Consider the following 24,446-nt stretch of genomic DNA (forward strand, 5'->3'; position numbering starts at 1 on the left):
AGCGGCGCCGGAGAACGGTCGAACGCGCCGTCCGGGCCCCGCCGGCCCCTTGGGGTGCTCCGCCCTGCCGAGCGCCCCCTCCGACGTGTACCGCGCGGTCCTCCGCCGACCCCTGTCCCGGGGTCCGCGCGGTCGGCGACAGAAAGAACCGACATGCTCTCCCTCAGCGAGACCATCCCCTCCGCACCCCCCGACGGCTCCCCGGGAACGGGCCCCCTCCGCCCCGGCGGCGAGCACGGCGAACTGACAGCCCTGGCGATGCGCGCCAAGGAGGGCGCGCGCGACGCCCTGGACTCCCTGTTCGCGCGCACCCGTGACGACGTGGCGCGCTTCATCGCCCGCCGGGTGGACCCGTCCTGGGTGGAGGACCTGACCCAGGAGACCTTCTCGCGCGCCCTGCGCGGGCTCGACCACTACGCGGGACGCGCCCCGGTGCGCGCCTGGCTCTTCTCCGTGGCGCGCCACACGGTGGCCGACCGCTACCGCGCCCAGAGCCGGATCCCTCGCCACGAGGCCGTGGACGGGTGGGCCGAGGAGGGCGTGTGCGCCCACCAGGGGCGCTTCGACGAGTACCTCGCCCTGCTGTCCCTGCTGGAGGACCTCCCCGAGGACCGCAGAACGGCCTTCGTGCTCACCCAGATCCAGGGCATGCCCTACGCCGAGGCCGCCCGGGCCATCGGCACCCCCGTCGGCACGGTGCGCTCCCGCGTGGCGCGCGGCCGGCGCGACCTGGCGCGCATGCTGCGCCAGGCGGCCTGACACGCGTCCGGGGCGGCACCGCGCCGCCCCGGACGCGCCTCCCCACCGCCGGCCTCCGGCCGGCCCCGAACCCGAGAAGGAACACCATGACGTCCCGACCCCGCCAGGCCGCCCTCCGCGGCCTCGCGCTCTGCGCCGCCCTCGCCCTCGCCACCGCCTGCTCCGCCGCGGACCCCGTCGCGGAGGCCGACCACTACATGGACCTGTCCGACGACCCCATGGCCGCCTCGGCGACCGAGCTGACGACCCTCGACGGCGACCCGTGGGGCTTCACCGACGTCGCCGACGACCGGCTGACCCTGCTCTTCTTCGGCTACACCAGCTGCCCCGACGTGTGCCCGATGACGATGGCCGAGATCGACCTGGCACTCGGGCAGGCCGGGGAGGCGGCCGACGCCTACGACGTCGTGATGGTCAGCACCGACCCCGCCCGCGACACCGCCGAGCAGATGCGGTCCTGGCTCGACCGGTTCGACCCCTCCTTCCAGGGGGTCCGGGGGGACGTCGACACGACGGTCGAGGCCGCCCGCGACTACGGCATCGCCGTCGACCCCCCGCAGGAGGCCGAGGGCCAGTACCTGGTCACCCACGGCGGCCGGATCGTCGTCCTGCTGCCCGGGGGCGAGGCGGCCGGGATGTTCGACGAGGGCACCGAGGCCGACCGGATCGCCGCGCTCCTCCCCGAACTCGCGGAGACCCTGCTGTGAGACGCCGCACCGACCCGGGGGAGGGGCCCTCCCGCCGCGGCCTCCTGGCCGCCACGGGCGCGGCCGGGCTCGCCGGCCTGGCCGCGGGCGCGGGCGCCGGGCACGCCTTCGCCGACCGCCGGGCCGGGGAGGAGAACGCCCAAGCGCTCGCCCCCTCCCGTTCCAGGGCCGGGGACCGCGACGGCCTGCCCCCGGCCCTCCTGTCGCCCACGCCGTCCCAGGTCCGACTGGTCGCGCTGGACCTGCGGGCGGAGCCGGGGGAGCGGGCGCGCGAGGCCGCGCGCCGGGTGCTCCGGACCTGGGGCCGGGAGATCGGCGCCCTCCACGGGCACGGCCTCGACGCCCGCGTCGAGGGCGCCCCGACCCGGGGGCTGTTCCCGGCGTCGCTGGGCGTCACCGTCGGCCTGGGCGCCTCCCTGCTCGACCGGATCGGGGCGCAGGACCGGATCCCCCCGCACATGGAGGACGTCCCGGCCTTCGCGTCCGACCGCCTGGAGCCCGGCTGGTGCGGCGGGGACCTGCTGCTCCACGCGGGGGCGGAGGACCCCGTCGTCCTCTCCTCCGCGGTCGGGCACCTGGTCGGCGCCGTCGCCGCCGACGCGCGGCCGCGGTGGTCCCTGCCCGGGTTCCAGCGCTCGGCCGCCGCGGCCGAGGACCCGGGCGCCACGCCGCGCAACCTGATGGGCCAGATCGACGGGACCGTCAACCCGCACGCCTCCGACCCGGTGTTCGGACCCCAGGTCCTCGCCGCGCACCCCGAGCCCGCCCTGGCGTGGATGGACGGCGGAACCTACCTCGTCGTCCGCCGCATCCGCATGCTCCTCGACGACTGGTACTCCCTCGACCCCGGGGACCGGGAGGCCGTCATCGGCCGCCGCCTCTCCACCGGGGCGCCGCTGGGGGGCGGCGCCGAGGACGACCTCCCCGACCTGTCGGCCACGGGGGAGGACGGCACGCCGGTGATCGCGCCCGACGCCCACATCAGGCTCGCCGCCCCCGGCAACACCCTCGGCGCGCGGATGCTGCGCCGGGGCTTCAACTACGACCTGGGCTGGGACGCCGACGGCCTCCGGCAGGCGGGCCTGGTCTTCACCGCCTGGCAGGCGGACCCCAGGGCGGGCTTCACCCCGGTGCAGCGCGCCCTGGACGAGGGGGCCGACGCCCTCCACCGGTACGTCCGCCACGAGGGGAGCGCCCTGTTCGCCGTGCCGCCCGTGCGCGGGGGCGAACCCTGGATCGCGCACGACCTCCTCCCCGGGTGAGGGCGCGCACACCGGGAACCGCGAGGGCTCCGTGAACGACCCCGGGGACGGGGCCGCGCTCCCACCCGCACCACCGCACCACCGCACGACCACGAGGAAACCGCGAGGACCATGCCACTCCCACGACACGGGACCGTGCCGAAGCCACGGACCACCGCCGCCGCCGCCGCGCTGGCCGCCCTGCTCCTCGCCACGGCCTGCGGGACGCCGGACGCGCCCGCCGACCGGGCCGGGGCCGACCCGGACGCGGAGCCCCGCGGCCACGCCGCCGCCGGCGACCTGGAGGTCACCGGCGCGTGGGTGCCCGAACCCGCCAACCCGGAGATCGCCGTCCTGTACATGGAGGTCTCCAACGCCGCCGACGAGGACACCGCCATCACCGGGGTCTCCACCGGGGCCTCGCCCGACGCCGACCTGTGCAGCACGGAGACCACCGGCTCCGGGGCCTCCCGCATGCGCGTCGTGGAGGAGATCCCCGTGGCGGCGGGGGGAGCCACCGAGCTGGTCGACGGCGGCTACCACATCATGGTCAACGACCTGCCCGAACCCCTGGAGGAGGGGGACGAGGTCGCCGTCACGCTGACCTTCGCCGAGGGGAGCGAACTGGAGGTCACCGCGCCCGTGCAGCCCATGGCGGCCGGCAGCGCACCCGTGACCGACCACGGAGGGCACCACTGAGCCCGCGGCCGTCCCCGCCCGGGCGGGGACGGCCGCGCGGGGCGCCTCACCGGGAGCGGGACCCCGCGACCGGCGCGTCCCCGGACCCGGGCGCCGCGGGAGGCGGCCCCGCCGTGCGGCGCTGGCGGCGGGCGCGCCACCCCAGCGCCGCGTCCACCGCGAGGAACACCGCGAGCGAGGCGCCGACCAGCGGAACGGCCCACCCGAGCCCCGCCAGGACGACGACCACCGCCGCCCGCCACGGCCACGTCAGGGCCCGGAAGGAGCCGCGCGGGTACGGGCGGCCCACACCCAGGGCCCGGCCCCGCGTCGGACGCCGCTGCCACCACATGCGGTACCCCCACGCCGCGACGACGACCACTCCCAGGGCGACGGCGGTCAGCACGAGCTGGTTGGGCACCCCGAACAGCACGCCCATGTGGGCGTCGATACCCCAGCGGCTCAGCTTGGCCATGAGCGGGTAGTCGGAGAAGCGGACGACGTCGACGACCTCCCCGGTGTCCGCGGCGATCGCCGCGGAGTCCACGGAGGTGGGCCAGGACCGGTCGATCTGGGTCACTGTGTAGGGGGCGGCGGGGTCCTTCGGCAGGGAGATCTCGACCGGTCCGTCCAGACCGGCGTCCCGCGCGCCGGCGAGCACCGTGTCGATGCCGATGTCCACCCCCGGGGAGGCGTTCGGGACGTCGGCGGAGACGGAGGGGGTGGTCCAGGCCAGCCGCTCCCGGAGTTCGGTGATGTTCGCCCCCGCGTGCTGGGACCACGTCAGCCCCGTGGCGGACAGGAACAGCAGCCCCGCCAGCAGCCACGTCCCGGCCGCGCCGTGCACCGAGACCGACCGGGGACGGCCGGGAGCGGTGCCCGCGCCGGGGACGAGCAGGCGGCGCGCGCCCCCGCGGCGGCGCAGCGCGGTCGAGGCCCACAGGGCGGCCCCGCCCAGGGCGACCACCCACAGCCAGCTCGCGGCCAGCTCGCTGTACAGGCGGCCCGCGTCGCCCAGGTGCAGGTTGCGGTGCAGCATGTCGACCCAGGTCCGGGCGGGCAGCGCGCCGCTCGTGCCGTAGGTCTCCGTCACGCCGAGGACCTCGCCGCCGTAGGGGTCGACGAACACCGTCGTCCGGTGGCTCTCGGCCGACCCGGGCAGGTCGAAGAGCACCCGCGTGGAGTCCTCCTCGCCGGTGGCCGGACGCACCGCGTCGACCTCGGCCCCGGACAGCTCCGCCCGGGCGGTGCGCACCTGCTCGTGCAGCGGCAGGGGCTCGCCCCCCGGCTCCACGTACAGCTGCTCCGCGTACACCGCCTGCTCGATCTGCGGCGTCCACACGTACAGGAGCCCCGTGGCGGCGGCGACCAGGACGAAGGGGGCGACGAACACCCCCGCGTAGAAGTGGAGCCGCAGGACCAGGGGGCGCAGCGCCGCCCAGGCGCCGCGGGGCCCCGGGCGGGCCCGGTCCGCTGCCGACTTGTCCGGTTGCCGTTCCACGCGTCGGTTCTCCTCACAGCGGCGCACCGGGCCGGTGCCCGGTGGGAAGCGTCCTTCGCCCCTGTGGTCGTACGCGGGGGCCTCCGGGTTCCCGACGGCGGGGCGCCCGTGCCCGGGCGCCCCGCCGGCCGCTGCGGGCCCGCCGGCTCAGTCGACCTCGATGCCCCTGGCGGTCAGGGCCTCCAGCATCTCCGGCCGCTCGTAGAAGAGGTCCTCGGCGCCCTGGAAGCGCCGGAGGTTCGGCACCAGGTCGAGGTCGTCCAGGGAGCGGACGTCGAACAGGTCGTCCTCGCCGTCCCAGACCGGCGCGCACTCCATGAACGCCTGGTTCCCGCCGTCGAACAGGACCGAGTCCACGGTGGCGAGCTGGTCCCCGCTGATCTCCAGCGCCTCGAAGTACGCGCGCGCCTCGTCCAGGACCTGGAACTCCTTGCCGACCGCGTAGGCGTAGTCGTAGGGGGCCTGGGTGATCCCGAGCCCCTGGAGGTGCTCGGAGAGGGCGAACCGGGGGGAGAGCGTCCCGTCGTCGTACATGAGCTTCTCGACGACGAGCAGTTTGAAGTTGAAGTCCTGGAAGGTCGGCATGGTGCCACGGTAGCCAGGGGGTACGACACCGTTCCGCGCCAGGTCCGGCCCTGCGGCCCGCCTCCCGCCGGGCGGGGCGCGGGCTGCGGCGGCCCCCGTCCCGCCCCCGGACACGACACCGGCGCGGCGCCCCCCGGGGAGGGGCGCCGCGCCGGGCGGGTCCGGGGGCGCGGTCAGCGCCGACGGGCGACCGCGTACCCGTACTGGTCGGGCCAGCGCGAGGCCCCGCCCAGCTCCTCGGCCGCGCGGTGGGCCCAGTAGGGCTCGCGCAGGAGCTGCCGCCCCAGGAACACGGCGTCGGCGCGGCCCGAGGCCACGATCTCCTCCGCCTGGGCGGGCTCCAGGATCAGGCCGACCGCCGCGGTGGGCAGGCCGGTCTCCTGGCGCACCCGTTCGGCGAAGGGGACCTGGTAGTCGGGCGCGGCGGGGATGGAGGCGTCGTGGACCATGCCGCCGGTGGAAACGTCGAGCAGGTCCACGCCCCTGGCCTGGAGCTCCTTGGCGAGCCGCACCGTGTCCTCGGCGGTCCAGCCCTCCCGGGCGTCGTCGGCGTTCTCCGAGAGCCAGTCCGTGGCGGAGGTGCGGAAGAGCACCGGCAGGTGCTCGGGCCAGACGGCGCGTACGGCGTCGACCACCTCCAGCGGGAACCGCATGCGGTTCTCCAGGCTGCCGCCGTAGGCGTCGGTGCGGTGGTTGGCCGCGGGGGAGAGGAAGGAGTTGAGGAGGTAGCCGTGGGCTCCGTGCACCTCCACGACCTGGAACCCCGCGGCGAGGGAGCGCTCGGCGGCCGCGGCGAAGTCGCGCACGAGCTGCCCGATCTCCTCGACGGTCAGCGCGGTCGGCGCCGGGTGGTCGTGGAAGGGCTCGGCGCTCGGGCCGACCGTGGCCCATCCGCCGTCGGCGGGGGCGACGGGGCGGCTGCCGAGCCAGGGCTTGTCGACCGAGGCCTTGCGCCCGGCGTGCGCGAGCTGGATGGCGGCGACGGCGCCGTGGGAGCGGACGGCCGAGACCACCCGGGCGAGGCCCGCCTCCTGCCGGGCGTTCCACAGGCCCAGGTCCCACGGGCTGATCCGCCCGTCCGGGCGCACGGCGGTGGCCTCGACCATGACCATGCCGAGACCGCCCGCGGCCCGGTCGGCCAGGTGCGCCAGGTGGAAGTCGGTCGGCACCCCGGTGGCGGGACCCTCGGCCTCTGCTGAGTACATGCACATCGGAGACATCCACGCGCGGTTGGGAATCTCCAGCGACCTCAGTACGAGGGGGGTGAACAACGTGCTCACGGTTGGTCCTTCCCGTGGTGCGGGGTGGGACCCCGGCGGCGCCGGGGTCGGGAGCGGTCACGGGTTGACCGCCAACTCATACGATAATCATCGTATTACGATGGTTGTCAAACTACGATGATTCTCGTACTTTGTGGGTGGTGTCTCAGTGAGGGAGGCGGTCCTGTGGCCGACACGGCAGGGACGAGAAGGCCGGGACGCCGGTTGGAGCACCCGCGCGCCGGGGAGATCCGGGTGGACGCGGTCCTGCACGCACTGGCCGACCCGGTGCGGCTGCGCATCGTGCGCGACCTGGCCGACGGCCACGAGGACATGGCCTGCATCGCCTTCGCGCTGCCGGTGAGCAAGTCCACGTCCACGCACCACTTCCGCGTGCTGCGCGAGGCCGGGATCATCCGCCAGTACTACGAGGGCACGTCGCGGATGAGCCGCCTGCGCACCGAGGACCTGGAGACGCGTATGCCGGGGCTGCTCGGCGCGGTGCTGAACGCCGCACTCCTCGCCGAGCGCGAGGACGCGGCCGCCGTGCCGGCGCCCTCCGACGGGGAGCGCTGAGGGCCCGCCGGGGAGCGGAGCGGTGACCGGAAGGCGTCGCCGCCCACCCCCTCCGCCGTGATCTTGTACCTATAGCGAGGTTGGGCGCCGAGAACGTCTATAAGTACAAGATCATCCTGGTCAGAGGCTCTCGCGTCCCACCGGAAACGGTTTCGGTCGGCCCCTCGGGAGGCCGAACCGCGCCCGTCGGGCCACCGCTGCCGAACTGCGTCCGCCGCCGGACCGCGCCCACGCGACCGCCGGGCGGCGCCGGAGCCGCGCCGAGGGCCCGCCCGGGAGCGGCGCGGCCCCGGGAACGCGGAAGGCCGTGCGGAACGGATCCTCCGCCCCGCACGGCCCCCGATACCCGGCGCGCCCCCGCGCTGCCGGGTACGCCTGCCCCGATCCGCCCTCCGGTACCGGTGCCCGGCCCAGCTCACCTCACCGGAGGACTCCGGCCCCCGCGGCGACCAGGCGGTCGGCCAGTTCGGTCAGCCGCACGCCCGCGACCCGGGGGAGCAGCACGCCCTCCAACCGGTCGACGCGCTCGCGCCAGGCCTCCGGGACGGCCCGCTCGCCGCCGACCGCCCCGCACAGGGCGCCGACCATCGCCGGCATGCTGTCGGCCTGCCGGGGCAGGAGCGCCGCGGCCTGGAGCCCCGCGGCGAGGTCCCCGCCCACGAGGCGGGTGATCGCGAACGCCGTCGGCAGCGTCTCGGGGGCCACGCCCCCGTGGCTGTAGCGCGCCCGCCCGAAGGCGTCCACCAGGTCCGGCACCGCCGTGAAGGCGTCCGCGGCGCCGTCGACCAGCGCGTCGGCGCGGTCCAGCCCCCGCCCGAGCCAGCTGTCCGCGGGCACGGTCCGGCGGGCTCCCGCCAGCGCGATCTCCAGCGGGGCGCCCCCGGCCAGCGACGCCACGGCGTGGGCCATGGCGCGGGCCGCCCACAGCCCGTCCCGGGAGTGGGTGATGCTCGCGTAGTCCCCGGCCAGGAGGGCGGCGGCGTCCGCGTCCCCGGCGCGCAGCAGCCCGACCGCCACGGCCGCCGGGACCGCGGCGTCGTCCCAGTGCACGGGGTTGTCCGTGCCCGTCGTGGGAGGCACCGCGCCCCGCAGGGCGTGGACGGCCGCGCCGCGCTCGGCGACGCCGCACCACACATTTTCGGTGTCCACGTAGTGCGCGCGCCACAGCGCGAACAGCGAGGCGGTGTCGTGGGCCTCGGCCTCCAGCAGCACCAGGGCCGCCGTCGCCGCGGTCTCGGCGTCGTCGGTGCCGGACAGCGGGCTGCCCTCGTCGCCGCTCAGGGCGAAGGGCAGCAGCGGGCGCGAGACGCGCTGGGCGTCGAGCTCGGCGTTCTTCTGCCACAGGATGTCGCGCCCCCACCCGGAGCGGACACGCCGGTGGAACTGGGCGGGCAGGCCGAGGGCGTCGCCCATCGCGAGCCCGAGCAGGGCTCCGCGCGCGGTCTCAGAGCGCAAGGTCCACCTCCTGGTGGTGGCGCCCGGCGGCGTGCAGGGCGTCGGCGAGTTCGATGAGGTCCGTTCCTGCGGTGACGGTGACGCAGCGGCCGGAGACGCTCGTCACCTGCTCCCGCCAGTGCGCGGGGATGGCCGAGGCGCCGTGCAGCGCGCCCGCCATCGCCCCGGCCATGGCGGCGATGGTGTCGGAGTCGCGCCCGATGTTGACCCCGGCGAGCACGGTGGGGACGAATGCGCCGCGGGTGGCCGCGAAGAGCCCGAAGGCCAGGGCCACCGCCTCGGGGGCGGTGTCGGGCCACGGGTAGTGGAAGAGCGGGATCTGCGCGTACAGCTCCCGTTCGGCCGTGTCGGTGTCGGGGGCGGCCCCGGCGATCTCCAGGGCCCGCCTCGTGAGGCGCCCGGTCCAGGAGTCCGCGGGCATGGCCGCGAGCCCGGCCGCCACGACCTCGTCGGGCCCCTCGGCCACCAGGGCGACCGCCACGGCCGCGGCGACGGCCCGCGCGCCGTGGACGCCGTCGGCGTCATGGCTGACCATGGCGTCCTCGTGCGCCAGCCGGGCCGCCTCGGCCGGGTCGCCGGCGCAGAGGATCCCGACGGGCGCGACGCGCATGGCCGCGCCGTCGCTCCAGGACTCGTAGCTGTCGGCGCCGCTGACGGGGGGCCGCAGCCCGGCCCGCAGGTTGGCGATGGCCACCATCTCGCTGAACCCGGCGCCGTGGAACCCCTCGGTCTGGGCGAGGAGTGCTGTCCGCCACACCTCGGCGACGTGGTCGCCCGTGAGGCCGTGCCCGTGCGCGAGCAGCCCCCGGGCGCACAGGACGGCGTACTCGGTGTCGTCGGTGCCCGCGGCGTCCTCCTCGAGGAAGTCCACCACACGCCCGTGTGCTGCACGGATGGCATCGGGGGTCATGCCTTCTGTGGGTGCCCCCAGGGCGTCGCCGACCGCCAGGCCCACCAGGGCCCCGCGGCACCGATCACGAGTCACCATCGGCATCCTCTCACTTCGTTTTGCGCACAGCAGTTCGACGCGCTCCGCCGTGTTCCAACTGGTGAGTGGGGGAGGGGGATACTCGTCTTGACACTGCACACCGTTTTTGGCCACTATGAACCCTACCCTTTTGCAATACGTTTTGCATACGATGCGAATCGAGAGAGATGAGCAAGGAGAACAGGGCCGGCATCGCCGACGTCGCGGCGCGTGCGGGTGTGAGCATCACGACCGTCTCCCACGTCCTGAGCGGGCGGCGCCCGGTCAGCGACAAGACCAAGGCCAAGGTGCTCCGGGTCGTCCAGGAGCTGGACTACCGGCCCGACCCCTCGGCCAGAGGCCTGCGGACCGGACGCAGCGAGGCCGTCGCGCTGGTGGTCTCCGACGTCACCAACCCCTTCTACCCCCAGATGGCGGCCGGGCTCCAGGACGTGCTCCAGCCCCAGGGCTTCCTCATCTCGATCTGCAGCGTCCGGGAGAACTCCGAGGACCTCGACGCCGCCCTGCGCCACCTGCTCGACCGCAAGGTCGACGGGGTCGTCCTGGCGTCGCTGACCGCCCAGGAGCGCCACTACGCGGCGATCACCGACGCCGGCGCCTCCCTGGTCCGGCTGAGCGGTGAGCTCGACCCGCGCTTCGGCGACATCGTGCGGGCCGACGACACCGGAGGCATGGCGGACGCCGTCACCCACGTGCTCGAACGCGGGAACCGCAGGATCGGCTTCGTCAACGGGGACCCGGACACCGCACCGGGACGGCTCCGCCTGGCGGGCTACGAACGGGCCCTGCGCGACTTCGGGGTCGAGTTCGACGAGTCCCTCGTCGTCTCCGGCCCCTTCACCCGGGCCGGAGGGGTGGAGGGGGCCCACGCCCTCCTCGCGCTCGACCCGGCGCCCGAGGCCCTGGTCTGCGCCAACGACCTCATAGCGGTGGGCGCCCTGGACGCCGTCCGCGAGCGCGGCCTGAGCGTCCCCCGCGACGTCGCGGTCACCGGGTTCGACGACATCGAGGCGGCGTCGCTGCTGTCGCCCCCGCTCACCACCGTCCACAACCCCGCCCGGGAGATCGGGCGCACCTGCGCCCGGCTGATCCTCGAACGCCTCTCCGAAGGCCCCGCCCAGGGGGCGCGCGAGGTCGTCCTCCCCCAGAAACTCATCGTCCGCGAATCCACCTGAACACCGTGCACGATCCAAAGGATCCCCTGTGACCCACCACCTTCCTCGCCGTGACGCCTTCAAACTCGCCGGAGGGGCCCTCGCGGGCGCCTGGCTCCTGACCGGGTGCGGCGGCTCCGGCGGGGGTTCCTCCGCCATCGACTACTGGGGCGCCTTCCCCACCCCGGAGACCGAGGAGTACTTCCGCACCCACTTCATCGACACGTTCAACGAGTCGTCGGAGCGCCAGGTCAAGATGACCACCAAGCAGCTCACCAACCTGGCCTCGCAGACCGACACCGCCGTCTCCTCCGGCAACGCCCCCGACATCATCTACTCGCCCGGCCCGACGACCACGGTGTCCTACGCCCAGGGCAACCGCACGATCCCCCTGGACGACTACGCCGACCAGTACGGCTGGAACGACCGCCTGCTCCCCTGGGCGCAGCAGCTCAGCCGCGTGGAAGACGCCATGCAGTCCGTGCCCACCTCCTACGGCTCGCTGGTGATGTACTACAACCGCGCCGTCTTCGAGGAGAACGGCTGGACCCCGCCCACGACCAAGGCGGAGTTCGAGGCCCTGTGCGAGGACGCCGACTCCAAGGGGATCATCCCCGTCGGCGCCGGCAACAGCGGCTACCCGGCGCAGAGCGAGTGGTACCTCAGCTGCGTGCTCAACGCCGCCGTGGGCCCCCAGAACCTCTACGAGATCCTCACCGGGGACCGCGACTGGAACGACGCGGCCGTCGTCGACGCCCTGGAGACGATGAAGTCCCAGATCGACAAGGGCTGGTGGGGCGGCGGCGCCGAGCGCTGGTTCACCAACACCGACCCCGACATGTGCACCGGCATCGCCAACGGCGACGTCGCCATGTACATGAGCGGCACGTGGAGCTTCAGCTCCATGGGCACGTTCTTCACCGACTCCGGCAACGACCCGCAGGACTGGGACTGGGCGCCCCTGCCCTCGCTCGCCGAGGGCGTCGAGCCGGGCGTGTTCCCGATGGCGATCGGCACCGCCCTGTCCATCAGCTCCGACAGCAGCGACCCCGACACCGCCGCCGCCTTCCTGGACCACCTGGTCGGCGACACCTCCCGCTCCCTGGGCTACCTGGCCGAGCAGGGCGAGAACCCGCCGCCCGTCGCCTACGGCGCCGACGACTTCCCCGAGGGCATCGACCCGCGCGCCCAGCGCCTGTACGAGGAGATCCCCGCGTCGGACAACATCGGCTACGCCAGCTGGACCTTCCTGCCCCCGCAGACCAACACCGCGCTCTACACCGAGTTCGACGGCGTCATCACCGGCGACATGTCGCCGTCGGCGTACGCGGACTTCCTCAAGACCAGCTTCGAGCAGGAGCTGGGCGCCGGCGGCCTGCCGACGCCGTTCACTCCGCAGTAGAGAGAAACCGGAAACCCCACCCGATGTCCGTCGCTGTCACCGGGACGGGCGGGGCGGTCCGACCGCCCCGCCCCCCGGCCCGCAGGCGAGGCCCCAACCGCAGGCTCACGGGCCTGCTGTTCCTCGCCCCGCTCCTCATCGTCAACGTCCTCGTCATCGCCGGTCCGGCGATGATGTCGGTCGCGTACTCGTTCACCGACTGGGACGGGATCAACACCCCGGACTTCGTCGGCACGGCGAACTACGAGGCCCTCGTCGGCGACCCGGCCTTCCACCGGGCCCTCGGCCACAACCTGGTGTGGACGCTGTTCTTCCTGACGGTGCCCATGGGGATGGGCCTGCTCGGCGCCTACCTGCTCAGCCGCGTGCGGCGCGGGCGGACCCTGTTCCGCATCGCGTTCTTCATCCCGTACGTGGTCGCCACCGTCGTCTCGGCCGCCGTGTGGCGCCAGATCCTCAGCCCCGACGCGGGCATCGGCCCGGCCCTGGCCTCCTTCGGGGTGCCCTGGGTGGGCGACGTCAACGCCCTGGGCGACCCCGACCTGGCCCTGGGCGCGATCGCGATGATCAACAACTGGCAGTGGTGGGGCTTCCTGGTGATGCTCTTCCTCACCGCCATGCAGTCGGTCAACCCGTCGCTGTACGAGGCGGCCCGCCTGGACGGGGCCGGGAGGTTCCGGGAGTTCTGGCACGTCACCCTGCCCGGGATCCGGCCGACCCTGGTCTTCCTGTTCCTGATGACGATCATCTGGTCGTTCCTGGTGTTCGACTTCGTCTACATCCTCACCCAGGGCGGCCCGGCGGGTTCCACGGACATGCTCAGCACCCTGCTGTACCGCACGGCGTTCAGCGAGTCCCGGGCGGGCGTGGCCTCCGCCGTGGGCGTCGTCATGGCGGTCATCAGCGCCGTCACCATCGCGGGCTACCTCGTCCTGCGCCGCCGACTCCGATGGGAGGTGTGACCCCGATGCCCGCACGACCGACACGGGCCAGACGCGCCGCGCGTCTCCTGGACCGGGGGCGCCCCCTCACCTACCTGCTGCTGGTGATCCTCGCCGCGTACGCGCTGGGGCCCATCGTCGTCATGGTCTTCAGCGCGCTGAAGACCCCGGCGGAGCTCAGCACCAACCCGATGGGGCTGCCCGCCGACGCCGCCTGGGACAACTTCACCACCGCGTGGCAGAGCGCGAACATGGCCACCGGCCTGGCCAACAGCGCGGTCATCGTGTCCTGCACCGCCGTCGGCGTGTGCCTGATCTCGGGCGCCGCCGCCTACGCCATGGTGCGCCTGGACGTCCCCGCTCCCGGGGCGATCACGATGTACCTGCTGGTGGTGACCTCGCTGCCGATCCAGCTGTTCCTCGTCCCGCTGCTGTCGTGGTGGACGCGGCTGGGTCTGTACGACACCCAGTTCGGCCTCATCCTCATCTACTGGGCGATCTACAGCCCCTTCGCGACCCTGCTCCTGAGGTCCTACCTCATCGCCATCCCGCCGGACTACGAGGCGGCGGCCCGGATGGACGGCGCGGGGGAGCTCACCGTGTTCTTCCGGATCGTGCTGCCGCTCATCTGGCCCGGGCTGCTCACGGCGGGCCTGGTCGCGGGGCTCCAGGCGTACAACGAGTTCCTCCTGGCGGTGACGTTCCTCCAGGACTCCGAGGCGCTGCCGGTCTCGATCGCCCTGTACTCGTTCCAGCAGGGCTTCACCGTGAACCACGCCCTGGTGGCGGCGGCCGGCCTGATCATGCTGCTGCCCATGCTCGCGGTCTTCCTCGTCATGCAGCGCCGCTTCGTGTCGGGCTACGCGTCCACCGGCATGGCCAACTGACCAGGGGCCCCGCGAGGGGTCCCGAAGCCGCCGGATCCGCGCCCTCCGTCCTAGGGCACGGGTCCGGCCCCGGACGGCCGGGCGCCTCGGCGCCCGCCCGTCCGGGCAGCCCCCGCCGGGCCTGACGGCCCGTGCGGAGGGCAGGGGGCACGCCCACCCGGGCCGGAGCCGCGCGAAGCGGCGCCGGCCCGGGGCGGGCGCGCTCAGGAGAGGACCGTGTCGACGGCGGCGGGGCTCCCGACGGCGACGACGAGCGCCCCATCGGGTTCGGCCACAGCCGCCCGCTCGGTCGCACGTACCCCTTCGGCGCCCGGCTCCCCGCGGCCGCGCAGCGCCATGACGGCACCGGCCCCACCCCGCCCGGCGGGGCGTGGACGGGGCCCCGGGCGCAGCGCTGTCGCGCGTCCGAGAGAGGGTCGGGGAGGCAGACCTCCCCACCCCCTACGGAGACCTCGATGATGGGTACCTCGCACGCCGCGACCGGCGTGCTCGCGGGCGGCGCCGTCGCCCTGCTCTGCGGCGCGGACGTGCCCGTCACGCTGACGTGCGCCGCGGTCGGCGCCGGCGCCGCGCTCCTCCCCGACCTGGACGAGCCCGGCTCCTCGGCGGGGCGCTCGCTCGGGCGGGTGACGGAACTGGTCTCGACCGGCCTGCGCGGCCTGTCGAGACGGGTCTACCGCCGCACGGCCACCCCGCGGGAGCTGGAGGCGCCCAAGGACGGCGGACACCGCCACCTGACCCACACCGTCCCGGCGTGCCTGGTGTTCGGCCTGGTCGCGCTGGGGGCGGCGCTGGCTCCGTTCGGGGCCGCCGCGGTGGTGTTCGCGATGTCCGCCCTGGGCCTGGGGACCGTGGTCCGGCCCTGGAGGGCGTGGGGCACGGTCCGGCGGCGCAGGCGGGCGGCGCTGGTGGCCGCCCTCGTCCTCGGCGCGTGCACGCTGCTCGTGGAGGGCTACGGCCCCGCGCCGTGGCTCGTGGGCCTGGTGGTGTTCGCGGGCGCGCTGACGCACGTGCTGGGGGACTGGCTGACCCGGTCGGGCGTGCCGCTGGCCTGGCCGTTCACGGTGCGGGGCAAGCGGTGGTGGATGCTGCGCTCACCGGTGGCCTTCCACACCGGCCGGAGCAGGGTGGAGGACGCCATCAGGGTGGGGGCGCTGATCGGGTTCCCCGTGCTGCTGGCGCTGGGGGCGCCCCTCCCGCCTGCGGCGTGAGGCAGGTCGCCGGCCCCATCCCCACGGACGTGGCCGGGCGCCCCTCCCGCCTGCGGCGTGAGGGCGGGGGTCAGGCCGGGGACCCCGCCGAGGGGTACCCCAGGAGCCCGGAGATCTCCTCGGCCGCCTCGCGCAGGACCGGGACCAGGGCGCGCATGCGCTCCACGGGCATGTAGGGGCGGGTGGCGGCGATGCTGACCGCCGCCACGCCGGACGAGCTGCCGTCCCGCACGGGGGCGGCCACGCAGCGGATGCCCGGCTCGTTCTCCTCCAGGTCCATCGTGGCGCCCAGCCTGCGGTAGCGGCGCATCGTCTCCAGGAAGCGGTCCAGGGACCGGTCCCCGCCACCGCCGCCCTCCCGCTCGGCGGCGAAGAGCCGCTCCCAGACCTCCTCCCCCTCGTCCAGGATCAGGGACTTGCCGATGCCCGTGGTGGTCAGGGGCATGCGGTAGCCGATCCGCGAACGCGTCTCCGCGCCGCGCAGACTCGCGATCTTGTCCAGGTACAGCACCTCGTCGTCGTCGCGGATGGCCAGGTGCACCGTGTCCCGGTACCGCCCGGAGAGCCGCTCCAGGACCGGGCGCGCCACCAGGGGCACCGGGTTCTGCTGGAGGGCGAGGAAGCCGTACTCGATCAGCGCGGGCCCCAGCAGGTAGGTGTTCTCCGGGCCCCGGCGCAGGTAGCCCTCCTGCACGAGCAGCTGCAGCAGCCGGTGCGCGGTGCTGCGGCTGATCCCCGTCCTCTCGCACACCGCCCGGAGGTCGCACGCCCCCCGCGCCACGGCGGCGACGACGTCGAGCCCCCGCCGCAGCGTCTGCGTGCCGGGGGGTGTGGTGCTCTGCCTGTGCATGCGTGCCAGGTTAGACGGCCGCGCTACCGGGCGAACCGCAGCGTCACGATCTGGAACGGCCGCAGCCCGAACGCCACGGAACCGTGCCCGTGCCCGCCGTCGCCGGACGCGGTCCGCACGTCGAGCTCGGGCGCTCCCTCGTACTCCTCCTCCAGGAGGTTCACCGCGCGGACCCCGGCGAACGGGAAGCCCGGCGCCACCGTCGCGCGGGCCCGCCCGCCGCGGGCCTCGTACAGCCGCACGACGACGTCGCCCGACCGGTCGTCGGCGAGCTTGACCGACTCCACCACCACCCCGGGGTCGTCCACGCGCACCAGCGGCTCGACCGCGCCGCCGCCGGGGACCTCGCGCGGGGGCAGGTTGATCCGGTACCCCTCGCGCACCGCGTCCTCCACCGTCGCGCCCGGGGCCAGCGCGTAGCGGAAGCGGCGCTCGCCCTGGTCCGTCTCCGGGTCGGGGAACCGCGGGGCGCGCAGCAGCGACAGCCGCACCGTGGTCGTGGTGCCCCCGTCCCCGCGGACCGCGCGGGTCACGTCGTGCCCGTAGGTGGAGTCGTTGAGGACCGCCACGCCGTAGCCGGGCTCCCCGACGTGCACCCACCGGTGCGCGCAGATCTCGAACTTCGCCGCGTCCCACGAGGTGTTGGAGTGGGTGGGCCGCCTCACGTGCCCGAACTGGATCTCCGAGGAGGACTCGTCCGCGCGGACGTCGACCGGGAAGGCCGCCTTGAGGAACTTCTCCCGCTCGTGCCAGTGCACCACCGTCTCCACGTCCAGGCGCCGCGCGCCGGGGCTCAGGGACAGGACCTGGACGACCGAGGACGCGCCGAACGTGCGCGCCACGCGCAGCGCGGCGGCGCCCCCGGGCCGCGGCTCCAGGGCCTCGACCGCGTCGGCGCCGGTGAGGTCGGTGACGGTGTTGCGGTAGAACGCGTCGACGTCCCAGGCGTCCCACTGGTTGGGCAGGTCGGGGTGCACCTGGAGCAGGTTGCCCGGTGACCCCGGGGCCAGCACCTCGCGCTCCGCGACCCTGTCCAGGACGGAGGTGACGAGCCCCCGGCCGTCCACGCGCACGGTCAGCAGCCCGTTGTCCAGGGTGAAGCCGCCGTCCGAGGCGTCGACCGAGGCCGCCGCCGCGCCGGGCGCGCCCGTGAGCGCGGCGGGGACCGCGCCGAGCGCGGGCACGCCGTCGCGCTCGTGCGGGGCGGCGTTGAACACCAGGGTGCCGCCGGCCTCGCCGGGGTCCTCCGCCAGCGCCCCCTGGGCCGACGCGACGATCCCGTGCAGCTCGGCGGCGGCCTCCGCGTAGGACTCGGCCGCCTCCCGGTGGACCCACGCGATCGAGCTCCCGGGCAGGATGTCGTGGAACTGGTTCAGCAGGACCGTCCTCCACACCCGGTCGAGGGCCTCGTACGGGTAGGGGGCGCCGGTGCGCACGGCGGCGGTCGCGGCCCACAGCTCGGCCTCGCGCAGCAGGTGCTCGGACCGCCGGTTGCCCTGCTTGGTGGCCGCCTGGCTCGTGTAGGTCCCGCGGTGGAACTCCAGGTACAGCTCGCCCAGCCACACGGGTGCGTCGGGGTACTCCGCGTGGGCCTTGGCGAAGAACTCCGAGGGGTGCTCGACCTCCACCCGGGGGGACCCCTCCAGGTCGCCGGTCCGCCGGGCACGGGCGAGCATCTCCCGGGTGGGGCCCCCTCCGCCGTCGCCGTGTCCGAAGGGCACCAGGGACCGCGACGCGCCGCCCTTGTCCCGGAAGTTGCCGGAGGCGTGCGCCAGCTCCGAGCCGGTGAGCTCGGAGTTGTAGGTGTCCACGGGCGGGAAGTGGGTGAAGACGCGTGTGCCGTCGATGCCCTCCCACCAGAACGTGTGGTGGGGGAACGCGTTGGTCCGGCTCCAGGAGATCTTCTGGGTGAGGAACCACCGCGAGCCCGACAGCCGCACGAGCTGGGGGAGCGCCGCCGAGTAGCCGAACGAGTCGGGGAGCCACACCTCCTGGGTGTCGACGCCCAGCTCGTCGCGGAAGAACCGCTTGCCGAAGCTGAACTGCCGGGCCAGCGCCTCGGAGCCGGGCATGTTGGTGTCGGACTCCACCCACATGCCTCCGACCGGCACGAACTGCCCGGCCTCGGACGCGCTCACCACCCGGGCGAAGACGTCGGGCCGGTGCTCCTTGAGCCACGCCCACTGCTGGGCCTGGGACATCGCGAAGACGAACCCCGGGTGCTCCTCCGCGAGGGCGACGGCGTTGGCGCTGGTGCGGACCACCTTGCGCACGGTCTCCCGCACGGGCCACAGCCAGGCGGAGTCGATGTGGGCGTGGCCCACCGCCGACACCCGGTGGGCGCTCGCCGCCGCGGGGGAGCGCAGGGCCGGGGCCAGCGCCTCCCGCGCGCGGTCGGCCGTGCCCGGGACGTCGTGGAGGTCGAGGGCGTCCAGGGACCTCTCCAGGGCGCGCAGCAGCTCCCAGCGGCGCGGGTCGCCGGTGTCGAGGGAGCGCATGACCCCGCCCGCGACGTCGAGGTCCATGGCCAGCTCCCACACCGCCGTCTCGAAGACCGCCAGGTCGGCGCGGGCCAGCCGGTACAGGGGCTCGTCCTCGGGCCCCCGCCCCCCGCCCAGCTCCGTGGGCCGGAACGGCGGGTTCCCGAGGATGACGGGGTTGGCCGCGGCCTCCACGTGGAACTCCACGGCCTCCCCGCCCCCGGCCGGGGAGCCGACCGGGATCCAGGCGTTGCGCGGGTTGAGGCCCTTGACGACGGCGCCGTCCGGGAGGTGGACGAGCCCCTCGCTCTGGAAGCCCGGCATGCCGCTGTCGAAGCCGAGGTCGACGACGGCCTCCACCGTCAGCCCGGCCCACTCCCGGGGCACCTCGCCCCGCAGCCGGAACCACGTCGTCCCCCAGGCCGGCCCCCAGGCGTCGCCGACGCTGGCGGGCACGTGGTCCGCGGCGATCCCCTCCGCCGCGGGCACCGGCTCGCCGGGGGCGTCCCACCGCGCCACCTCCAGGGGGACCGACCTCGTGTAGATCGCGGGCCACACGCGTTCGCCCAGTACCCGTTGCAGCCGTGCCTCGGTCAGCCGCCGGTCGTCGTGCACGGTGGTTCTCCGTTCGATCGTCCCCTGACAGGTGGTGGGTACGTTGTCACCGCCGCGGAGACCGCGTCAACGGCCCGGCCGGAGCGGGTGGCCCGGTCCCGGCCGCGTCGCCCGCCCCCGCGCGGGGCCGCCGTGGCACCATGTGGGTGCTCCGCCGGGGCCTCACGGCCCCGCCCCGCCGAAGGGGCGGCGCGGCGCCCGCGACCGGGTCGCACCCGTGCGCCGCGGGCGCCGCGCGGGCCGGGGCGCCGACCGTCCGGGGCGGGCGGGCCGCCCGTCCGCCGCGGACACGCCCAGAGGGAGAAGGCCGTGGAAGGCGAATACGAACCGAGTCCGTCCGCGTGGGTCCGCGAGCAGGTCGCCCTGTACGAGCGCACCGGCGGGGCCGAGGGCAACACCCTGGGGGACACCGGCCTGCCGGTCGTCATCGTGACGATGCGCGGGAGGAAGACCGGGAAGATCCGCAAGATCGCCCTCATGCGCGTGGAGCACGAGGGGCGCTACGCGCTCGTGGGCTCCCAGGGCGGGGCCCCGGAGGACCCCATGTGGGTGCACAACCTCCGCGAGAACCCCGACGCCGTCACCCTGCAGGACGGCCCCGCCCCCTTCGCGGCCCGTGTGCGCGAGGTCGGGGGAGCGGAGCGCGAGGAGTGGTGGGAGCGGGCCGTCGCGGCCTTCCCCGACTACGCGGACTACCAGCGCAAGACCGACCGCCTCATCCCCGTCTTCGTGGTCGACCGGGCCGAATGACCGGCTGAGCGGCCGACCGGCGGCCGAGGGGTCCACGGGCCGCGCACACCCGGCAACGGTGTGCGCGGCCCTTCCCGTCCCCGGCGACCAGGGGTGGGGGAGTTGAACCTGTTGACAGGGTGAACTGGGTCACGATAGTTTCCCGGAAACGTTTCCAGGAGATGTCCGGCGCATTGCGCCATGTTTCTGGAAACGTTTCCAAGCCCTTCCGGAGCACAGCGTGACTGGAGCCGCGATGACGTCATCACGCGCCACCCTGATCCAGGTGGCGGAACGCGCCGGGGTTTCGCTGGCCTCGACCTCCCGCGCACTGCACGGGAGCGGGGCCAGCGAGGCGATGGTCGAGCGCGTACGCGCCGCGGCGGCCGAGCTCGGCTACAGCCCCGACGTCACCGGCCGCTCCCTGCGGTTGAGGAAGACCTTCCAGATCGCGTTCGCCGTCGCCGACATCGGCAACCCCGTCTACGTCGAGATGATGACCGCCATCCACGAGGTCCTGGCCCCGCACGGCTACCGCGTCGTGGTCATGACCACAGGTGACACCCCCGCCTCGACCACGGAGCTCGTGCGCAGCCTGGGCAGCGGCTTCGTCGACGGGATGGTCCTCAGCCCGCTGCGCACCGACGACGGGCTGGTGCGGGCCATCAAGCAGGCGCCGGTCCCGGTCGTGGTCATCGGGCGCTCCCTCGGGGACCAGGGCATCGACTCCGTGTCCACGGACTCCGCGGGCGGGATCGGCCAGGCCGTCCGGCACCTGCTGGAGACCGGCCGCCGCAGGATCGGCTTCCTCAACGGCCCCCCCGACACGACCCCGGGCGAGGCGCGCAGGCGCGGGTTCGACGCCGCCGCCTCCGACCCCGGGTTCGCCGCCGAGCGCGTGGAGGTCGCCCTCGCCGAGGACTTCACCGTCGCGGCCGGCGTGGCCGCCGCGCACCGGCTCCTCGCCGGCGCGCCCGACGGCGGCGCCCGCCTCGACGCGGTCGTCGCCGCCAACGACCTCCTCGCCATCGGCGCCATCCGCGCCGCCCGCGAACTCGGCCTGTCCGTGCCCGAGGACGTCGCGGTGACGGGCATGGACGACACCGAGCTGGGCCGCGTCTTCCAGCCCAGCCTCACGAGCGTCTCGCTCGGCTCGGACGAGCGCGGGCACGCCGCCGCGCGGATCATGCTGCGGCTCGTCGACGGGGACGCCGGCGAGCCGCAGACGACCTCGGTCGGACCCCGGCTGGTCGTCCGGGAGTCCACGGTCCCGCGGCCGGCCCGCGCGTCCGCGCCCGGGGAAGGCGTCCGATGACGGCGCCCTCCTCCCCGCGGGGCACGGCCCCGCCCCGCCCCGCGCGCGGGGCCCCGCCCCGGCCGGGCGGCACGGCCCGCGCGCGGCGCCGCGAGGCGGCCGCCCTGGTCATGCCCTCCCTGCTGCCCATCCTGGTGCTCAGCGTGGCGCCCCTGGTCATGGGCATCGCGCTGGCGTTCACCGACGCGCGCCTGGTGCGCCGCCCGGACTACGAGTTCGTCGGCGTCGACAACTTCGTGCGCCTCCTCGACAACTCCTACTTCTGGGAGTCGTTCCGCATCGGCATGGTCTGGGCCGTCTCCGTGACGCTGCTCCAGCTCGTCGCCGCGATGGGGCTGGCGCTCCTGCTCGACGCCGGCCTCAGGTTCCAGGGCCTCACGCGCGTCCTCGCCCTCATCCCGTGGGCGATGCCCCCGGTCGTCGTGGCGATCATGTGGCAGATGATCTACTCGCCCAACGCGGGGCCGCTCAACGCCGCCCTGGGCGCACTGGGCCTGCCCGACGACGTCAACTGGCTCGCCGACTTCTCGACCGCGCTGCCCGCCGTCGTCGTCGTCGGCGTCTGGGTGGGCATGCCGCAGACCACCGTGACCCTCCTCGCCGGGCTGCAGCAGATCCCGCCCGAGCTGCACGAGGCGGCGGCCATGGACGGGGCGGGCGCCTGGCGCAGGTTCACCGGAGTCACCCTGCCGGGCCTGCGGCCGATCGTCGCCTCGATCACGTCGCTGAACTTCATCTGGAACTTCAACTCGTTCTCGCTGGTGTACGTCCTCACCGAGGGCGGTCCGGGCGGCCGCACGATGCTCCCGATGCTGTTCACGTACCTGGAGGCGTTCAAGAACCGCAACATCGGCTACGCCGCGGCCATGGGCATGGTGCTCGTCATCGTCGTCGTCCTGCTCCTGGCGTTCTACCTGCGGTCCCAGTTCCGCGACGACCGCGAAGGCAAGGTGGGCTGACCGTGCGCTCCCTCGTCCGTCCCGCCCAGTACGCGGCCCTCGCGTTCTACGTCCTCTTCCTGGGCTTCCCGCTGCTGTGGCTGATCTCGGCCTCGGTCAAGTCCTCGGGCGAGCTCAACTCGCTCACCGTGAGCCTGCTGCCGCAGGAGTGGCACTGGGAGAACTACGCGCAGGCGCTGGCCCGGCAGGGCCTGGTCCGGTCCGCGTGGAACAGCGTGTTCGTCGCCCTGGTGTCGACGGCGCTCGTCGTCCTCATCGCGCTGCCCGCGTCCTACGTCCTCGCCAGGCTCAAGGGGAGGGTCCGCACGGCGGGCGTCGGCTGGATCCTCGTGAGCCAGGTCTTCCCGGTCATCCTCGTCATCCTGCCGCTCTTCCTCGTCCTGCGCACCATCGGGCTCACCGACAGCCTCGTCGGCCTGACCCTCGTCCACACGACCTACACGCTGCCGTTCGCCCTGTGGATGCTCCAGGGCTACGTGTCCGGCATCCCCGTCGACCTGGAGGAGGCGGGGGCCATGGACGGCGCGGACCGCCTCACCGTGCTGCGCCTGATCATCCTCCCGCTCCTGGCCCCGGGCGTCGTCGCCACGGCCATGTTCAGCTTCGTCTCCTCGTGGAACGAGTTCTTCTTCGCCCTCGTGCTGCTCCAGTCGCCCGAGAACTACACCCTGCCCATCACCCTCAAGATGTTCATCGGCGGCGAGGGCAAGGTGGCGCTCGGGCCGCTCGCGGCGGGATCCGTGCTCGCCGCGATCCCGAGCATCGTCTTCTTCTCGATCATGCAGAAGAAGCTCACCGGCGGGCTCATGGCCGGCGCGGTGAAGGGATGACCCCCGCGACCGTCGCCCACCGGCACCCCCCGACGAAAGGTAGACCCATGCAGACACGTTTCGTGTCCGTCGCCGCGGGACTCTCCGCCACGGCACTGCTCCTCACCGCCTGCGGCTCCGGCGAGGGGGACGGCGGCCCCGTCACCCTCGAGTTCCAGTCCCTCTCGGACCAGCCCGCCGCCATCGAGGCGACGGAGAGCATCGTCGCGGCCTGGAACGAGGCCAACCCCGACACACAGGTCGAGATCGTCCCCGCCGGCTGGGACGGCATCTACGACAAGCTGATCACCCAGTTCAACGGCGGCGCCGCGCCCGACATCATCCACTACGAGGCCGCCGGCGTCGTCCCCTTCGCCGTCGACGGCTACCTCGCCGACCTCTCGGACCACATGTCCGAGGCGGCGCGCGGCGACATCCCCCCGGGCGTCCTCGACTCCGTGACGGTCGACGGCCGGGTCATCGCGTACCCGACCGAGATGCAGTCCTACGTGGTCTTCGCCAACCGGGGCATGCTGGAGGACGCGGGCGTCGACGTCCCGACCGGCGAGACCATGGCCTGGGAGGACCTGCGCGAGATCGCGCTGGCCGCGACCACCCCCGACGCCCACGGGCTCGGCTGGGGCCTGTCGAGCCCCACGGCCGTGTTCATGGCCATGGCCCCGGCCTTCGGCGGGAGCTACTTCGAGGGCTCCGGCCCCGACGCCGCCCTGGCGATCGGGGAGGGGGAGATGGCCCTGCCCGAGCTCGTCGACGCCATGGCCCACGAGGACCGGTCGATCCTGCCGGTCACGCTCACCCAGTCGGGCACGGAGGCGCTCCCGTCCTTCTACGCGGGCGACGTCGCCATGACGGTCCAGGGCTCCTTCCAGGCCGCCAACATCGCCGCCGACGCGCCCGAGGACCTCGACTGGGTCGTCCTCCCGCCGCTGGAGGGGCCCGCTGGCCCGTGGCAGGCCGCGAACCCGCAGACGCTGTCGGTGAACATCGACTCCGAGCACGTCGAGGAGTCCGCCGCGTTCATCGAGTTCTTCACCTCCACCGACAACCTCGCGGCACTCAACGAGGCCGACTCGCTCATCCCGGCGACGACCTCCGCGAGGGAGGTCATGGGCTCCTCCCTGGAGGGCGAGAACGGCTGGGACGCCGTCCTGGCCTCGGGCGAGTACCTGGAGTCCTCCCCGTACCTGTTCGTCGACGCCTACGCGCAGTGGAAGGACACGGTCGCGACCCCCGCCTACCAGCGCTTCCTCGCCCAGGAGATCGACGCGGACGGCCTCGCGGCCGAGCTGGAGAACGGCTGGGAGGAGATCACGCGGTAGGGACC

At 74.3% G+C, this 24,446-nt stretch carries 23 protein-coding genes; 15 read left to right on the top strand and 8 right to left on the bottom strand.

The features are described 5' to 3' along the window. Positions 1 to 153 precede the first annotated feature (153 nt). From OUQ99_RS12830 to OUQ99_RS12845, 4 genes are all read left to right on the top strand, one after another. Positions 154 to 759, top strand: coding sequence for an RNA polymerase sigma factor (locus OUQ99_RS12830; RefSeq protein WP_378552811.1), 606 nt, complete (start codon positions 154 to 156; stop codon positions 757 to 759). Between the two features lie 86 nt (positions 760 to 845). After that, the gene (locus OUQ99_RS12835) at positions 846 to 1,466 is read left to right on the top strand and encodes an SCO family protein (protein WP_267949669.1); all 621 of its coding nucleotides are present in this window, start codon (positions 846 to 848) and stop codon (positions 1,464 to 1,466) included. Continuing rightward, a complete protein-coding gene (locus tag OUQ99_RS12840; RefSeq protein ID WP_267949670.1) occupies positions 1,463 to 2,728 on the top strand; it encodes a Dyp-type peroxidase in 1,266 nt (421 codons plus the stop codon). The genes OUQ99_RS12835 and OUQ99_RS12840 overlap by 4 nt, the downstream gene beginning before the upstream one ends. 135 nt (positions 2,729 to 2,863) lie before the next feature. Next, positions 2,864 to 3,406, top strand: a complete 543-nt coding sequence (locus OUQ99_RS12845) for a copper chaperone PCu(A)C (protein WP_267949671.1) — start codon at positions 2,864 to 2,866, stop codon at positions 3,404 to 3,406. A 46-nt stretch (positions 3,407 to 3,452) separates the two neighbouring features. Here the strand turns inward: OUQ99_RS12845 and OUQ99_RS12850 are convergent, their stop codons facing one another. The 3 genes from OUQ99_RS12850 to OUQ99_RS12860 form a co-directional block, all read right to left on the bottom strand. Further along, entirely contained in the window at positions 3,453 to 4,886 is a 1,434-nt protein-coding gene (locus OUQ99_RS12850) for a PepSY-associated TM helix domain-containing protein (protein ID WP_267949672.1), read from the bottom strand. Positions 4,887 to 5,033: 147 nt separating this feature from the next. After that, positions 5,034 to 5,471: a DUF6892 domain-containing protein gene (locus OUQ99_RS12855; RefSeq protein ID WP_267949673.1), complete on the bottom strand. Its 438-nt coding sequence runs from the start codon at positions 5,469 to 5,471 to the stop codon at positions 5,034 to 5,036. Positions 5,472 to 5,644: 173 nt separating this feature from the next. Further along, the gene (locus OUQ99_RS12860) at positions 5,645 to 6,751 is read right to left on the bottom strand and encodes an NADH:flavin oxidoreductase/NADH oxidase (RefSeq protein ID WP_267949674.1); all 1,107 of its coding nucleotides are present in this window, start codon (positions 6,749 to 6,751) and stop codon (positions 5,645 to 5,647) included. Positions 6,752 to 6,916: 165 nt separating this feature from the next. Here OUQ99_RS12860 and OUQ99_RS12865 point away from each other — a divergent pair, with 165 nt between their 5' ends. Beyond that, positions 6,917 to 7,306, top strand: coding sequence for an ArsR/SmtB family transcription factor (locus OUQ99_RS12865; RefSeq protein WP_267949675.1), 390 nt, complete (start codon positions 6,917 to 6,919; stop codon positions 7,304 to 7,306). A 420-nt stretch (positions 7,307 to 7,726) separates the two neighbouring features. Here OUQ99_RS12865 and OUQ99_RS12870 read toward each other — a convergent pair whose 3' ends face one another. Both OUQ99_RS12870 and OUQ99_RS12875 read right to left on the bottom strand, forming a co-directional pair. Then, positions 7,727 to 8,761 carry an ADP-ribosylglycohydrolase family protein gene (locus OUQ99_RS12870; protein ID WP_267949676.1) on the bottom strand — a complete coding sequence of 345 codons (1,035 nt, stop codon included), beginning with the start codon at positions 8,759 to 8,761 and terminating at the stop codon, positions 7,727 to 7,729. Next, the gene (locus OUQ99_RS12875; protein ID WP_267949677.1) at positions 8,751 to 9,749 is read right to left on the bottom strand and encodes an ADP-ribosylglycohydrolase family protein; all 999 of its coding nucleotides are present in this window, start codon (positions 9,747 to 9,749) and stop codon (positions 8,751 to 8,753) included. The genes OUQ99_RS12870 and OUQ99_RS12875 overlap by 11 nt, the downstream gene beginning before the upstream one ends. A gap of 167 nt (positions 9,750 to 9,916) precedes the next feature. Between OUQ99_RS12875 and OUQ99_RS12880 the strand changes: the two genes are divergently transcribed. Genes OUQ99_RS12880 through OUQ99_RS12895 form a run of 4 tightly spaced genes read left to right on the top strand, consistent with a single transcriptional unit; the run spans position 9,917 to position 14,133 of the window. After that, positions 9,917 to 10,924: a LacI family DNA-binding transcriptional regulator gene (locus tag OUQ99_RS12880; protein WP_267949678.1), complete on the top strand. Its 1,008-nt coding sequence runs from the start codon at positions 9,917 to 9,919 to the stop codon at positions 10,922 to 10,924. Between the two features lie 28 nt (positions 10,925 to 10,952). Continuing rightward, on the top strand, positions 10,953 to 12,305 hold the full coding sequence (locus OUQ99_RS12885) for an ABC transporter substrate-binding protein (RefSeq protein WP_267949679.1): 1,353 nt from the start codon (positions 10,953 to 10,955) through the stop codon (positions 12,303 to 12,305). A 23-nt stretch (positions 12,306 to 12,328) separates the two neighbouring features. After that, a complete protein-coding gene (locus OUQ99_RS12890; protein WP_267949680.1) occupies positions 12,329 to 13,267 on the top strand; it encodes a carbohydrate ABC transporter permease in 939 nt (312 codons plus the stop codon). A gap of 5 nt (positions 13,268 to 13,272) precedes the next feature. Next, positions 13,273 to 14,133 (top strand): carbohydrate ABC transporter permease, encoded by an 861-nt coding sequence (locus tag OUQ99_RS12895; protein ID WP_267949681.1) that lies wholly within the window; start codon positions 13,273 to 13,275, stop codon positions 14,131 to 14,133. Positions 14,134 to 14,336: 203 nt separating this feature from the next. Here the strand turns inward: OUQ99_RS12895 and OUQ99_RS12900 are convergent, their stop codons facing one another. Continuing rightward, the gene (locus tag OUQ99_RS12900; protein ID WP_267949682.1) at positions 14,337 to 14,471 is read right to left on the bottom strand and encodes a hypothetical protein; all 135 of its coding nucleotides are present in this window, start codon (positions 14,469 to 14,471) and stop codon (positions 14,337 to 14,339) included. A 120-nt stretch (positions 14,472 to 14,591) separates the two neighbouring features. Between OUQ99_RS12900 and OUQ99_RS12905 the strand changes: the two genes are divergently transcribed. Then, complete coding sequence (locus OUQ99_RS12905) at positions 14,592 to 15,344, top strand: metal-dependent hydrolase (protein ID WP_267949683.1); 753 nt, start codon at positions 14,592 to 14,594, stop codon at positions 15,342 to 15,344. Between the two features lie 70 nt (positions 15,345 to 15,414). Here the strand turns inward: OUQ99_RS12905 and OUQ99_RS12910 are convergent, their stop codons facing one another. Together OUQ99_RS12910 and OUQ99_RS12915 are read right to left on the bottom strand one after the other, a co-directional pair. Continuing rightward, positions 15,415 to 16,194 (bottom strand): IclR family transcriptional regulator, encoded by a 780-nt coding sequence (locus OUQ99_RS12910; RefSeq protein ID WP_267949684.1) that lies wholly within the window; start codon positions 16,192 to 16,194, stop codon positions 15,415 to 15,417. A gap of 23 nt (positions 16,195 to 16,217) precedes the next feature. After that, a complete protein-coding gene (locus OUQ99_RS12915; protein WP_267949685.1) occupies positions 16,218 to 19,289 on the bottom strand; it encodes an alpha-mannosidase in 3,072 nt (1,023 codons plus the stop codon). A 309-nt stretch (positions 19,290 to 19,598) separates the two neighbouring features. Between OUQ99_RS12915 and OUQ99_RS12920 the strand changes: the two genes are divergently transcribed. The 5 genes from OUQ99_RS12920 to OUQ99_RS12940 all read left to right on the top strand — a co-directional run bounded on the left by OUQ99_RS12920 (position 19,599) and on the right by OUQ99_RS12940 (position 24,441). Further along, on the top strand, positions 19,599 to 20,039 hold the full coding sequence (locus tag OUQ99_RS12920; RefSeq protein WP_267949686.1) for a nitroreductase family deazaflavin-dependent oxidoreductase: 441 nt from the start codon (positions 19,599 to 19,601) through the stop codon (positions 20,037 to 20,039). Positions 20,040 to 20,274: 235 nt separating this feature from the next. After that, the gene (locus tag OUQ99_RS12925) at positions 20,275 to 21,333 is read left to right on the top strand and encodes a LacI family DNA-binding transcriptional regulator (protein WP_267949687.1); all 1,059 of its coding nucleotides are present in this window, start codon (positions 20,275 to 20,277) and stop codon (positions 21,331 to 21,333) included. Next, on the top strand, positions 21,330 to 22,292 hold the full coding sequence (locus OUQ99_RS12930) for a carbohydrate ABC transporter permease (RefSeq protein WP_267949688.1): 963 nt from the start codon (positions 21,330 to 21,332) through the stop codon (positions 22,290 to 22,292). Before OUQ99_RS12925 ends, OUQ99_RS12930 begins: the two co-directional genes overlap by 4 nt. Before the next feature lie 2 nt (positions 22,293 to 22,294). Next, entirely contained in the window at positions 22,295 to 23,122 is an 828-nt protein-coding gene (locus tag OUQ99_RS12935) for a carbohydrate ABC transporter permease (RefSeq protein WP_267949689.1), read from the top strand. A 47-nt stretch (positions 23,123 to 23,169) separates the two neighbouring features. Then, the gene (locus OUQ99_RS12940) at positions 23,170 to 24,441 is read left to right on the top strand and encodes an ABC transporter substrate-binding protein (RefSeq protein WP_267949690.1); all 1,272 of its coding nucleotides are present in this window, start codon (positions 23,170 to 23,172) and stop codon (positions 24,439 to 24,441) included. Positions 24,442 to 24,446 lie beyond the last annotated feature (5 nt).

This window comes from Streptomonospora nanhaiensis, assembly GCF_026642255.1.
In the GTDB taxonomy this organism is placed as follows: domain Bacteria; phylum Actinomycetota; class Actinomycetes; order Streptosporangiales; family Streptosporangiaceae; genus Nocardiopsis; species Nocardiopsis tropica.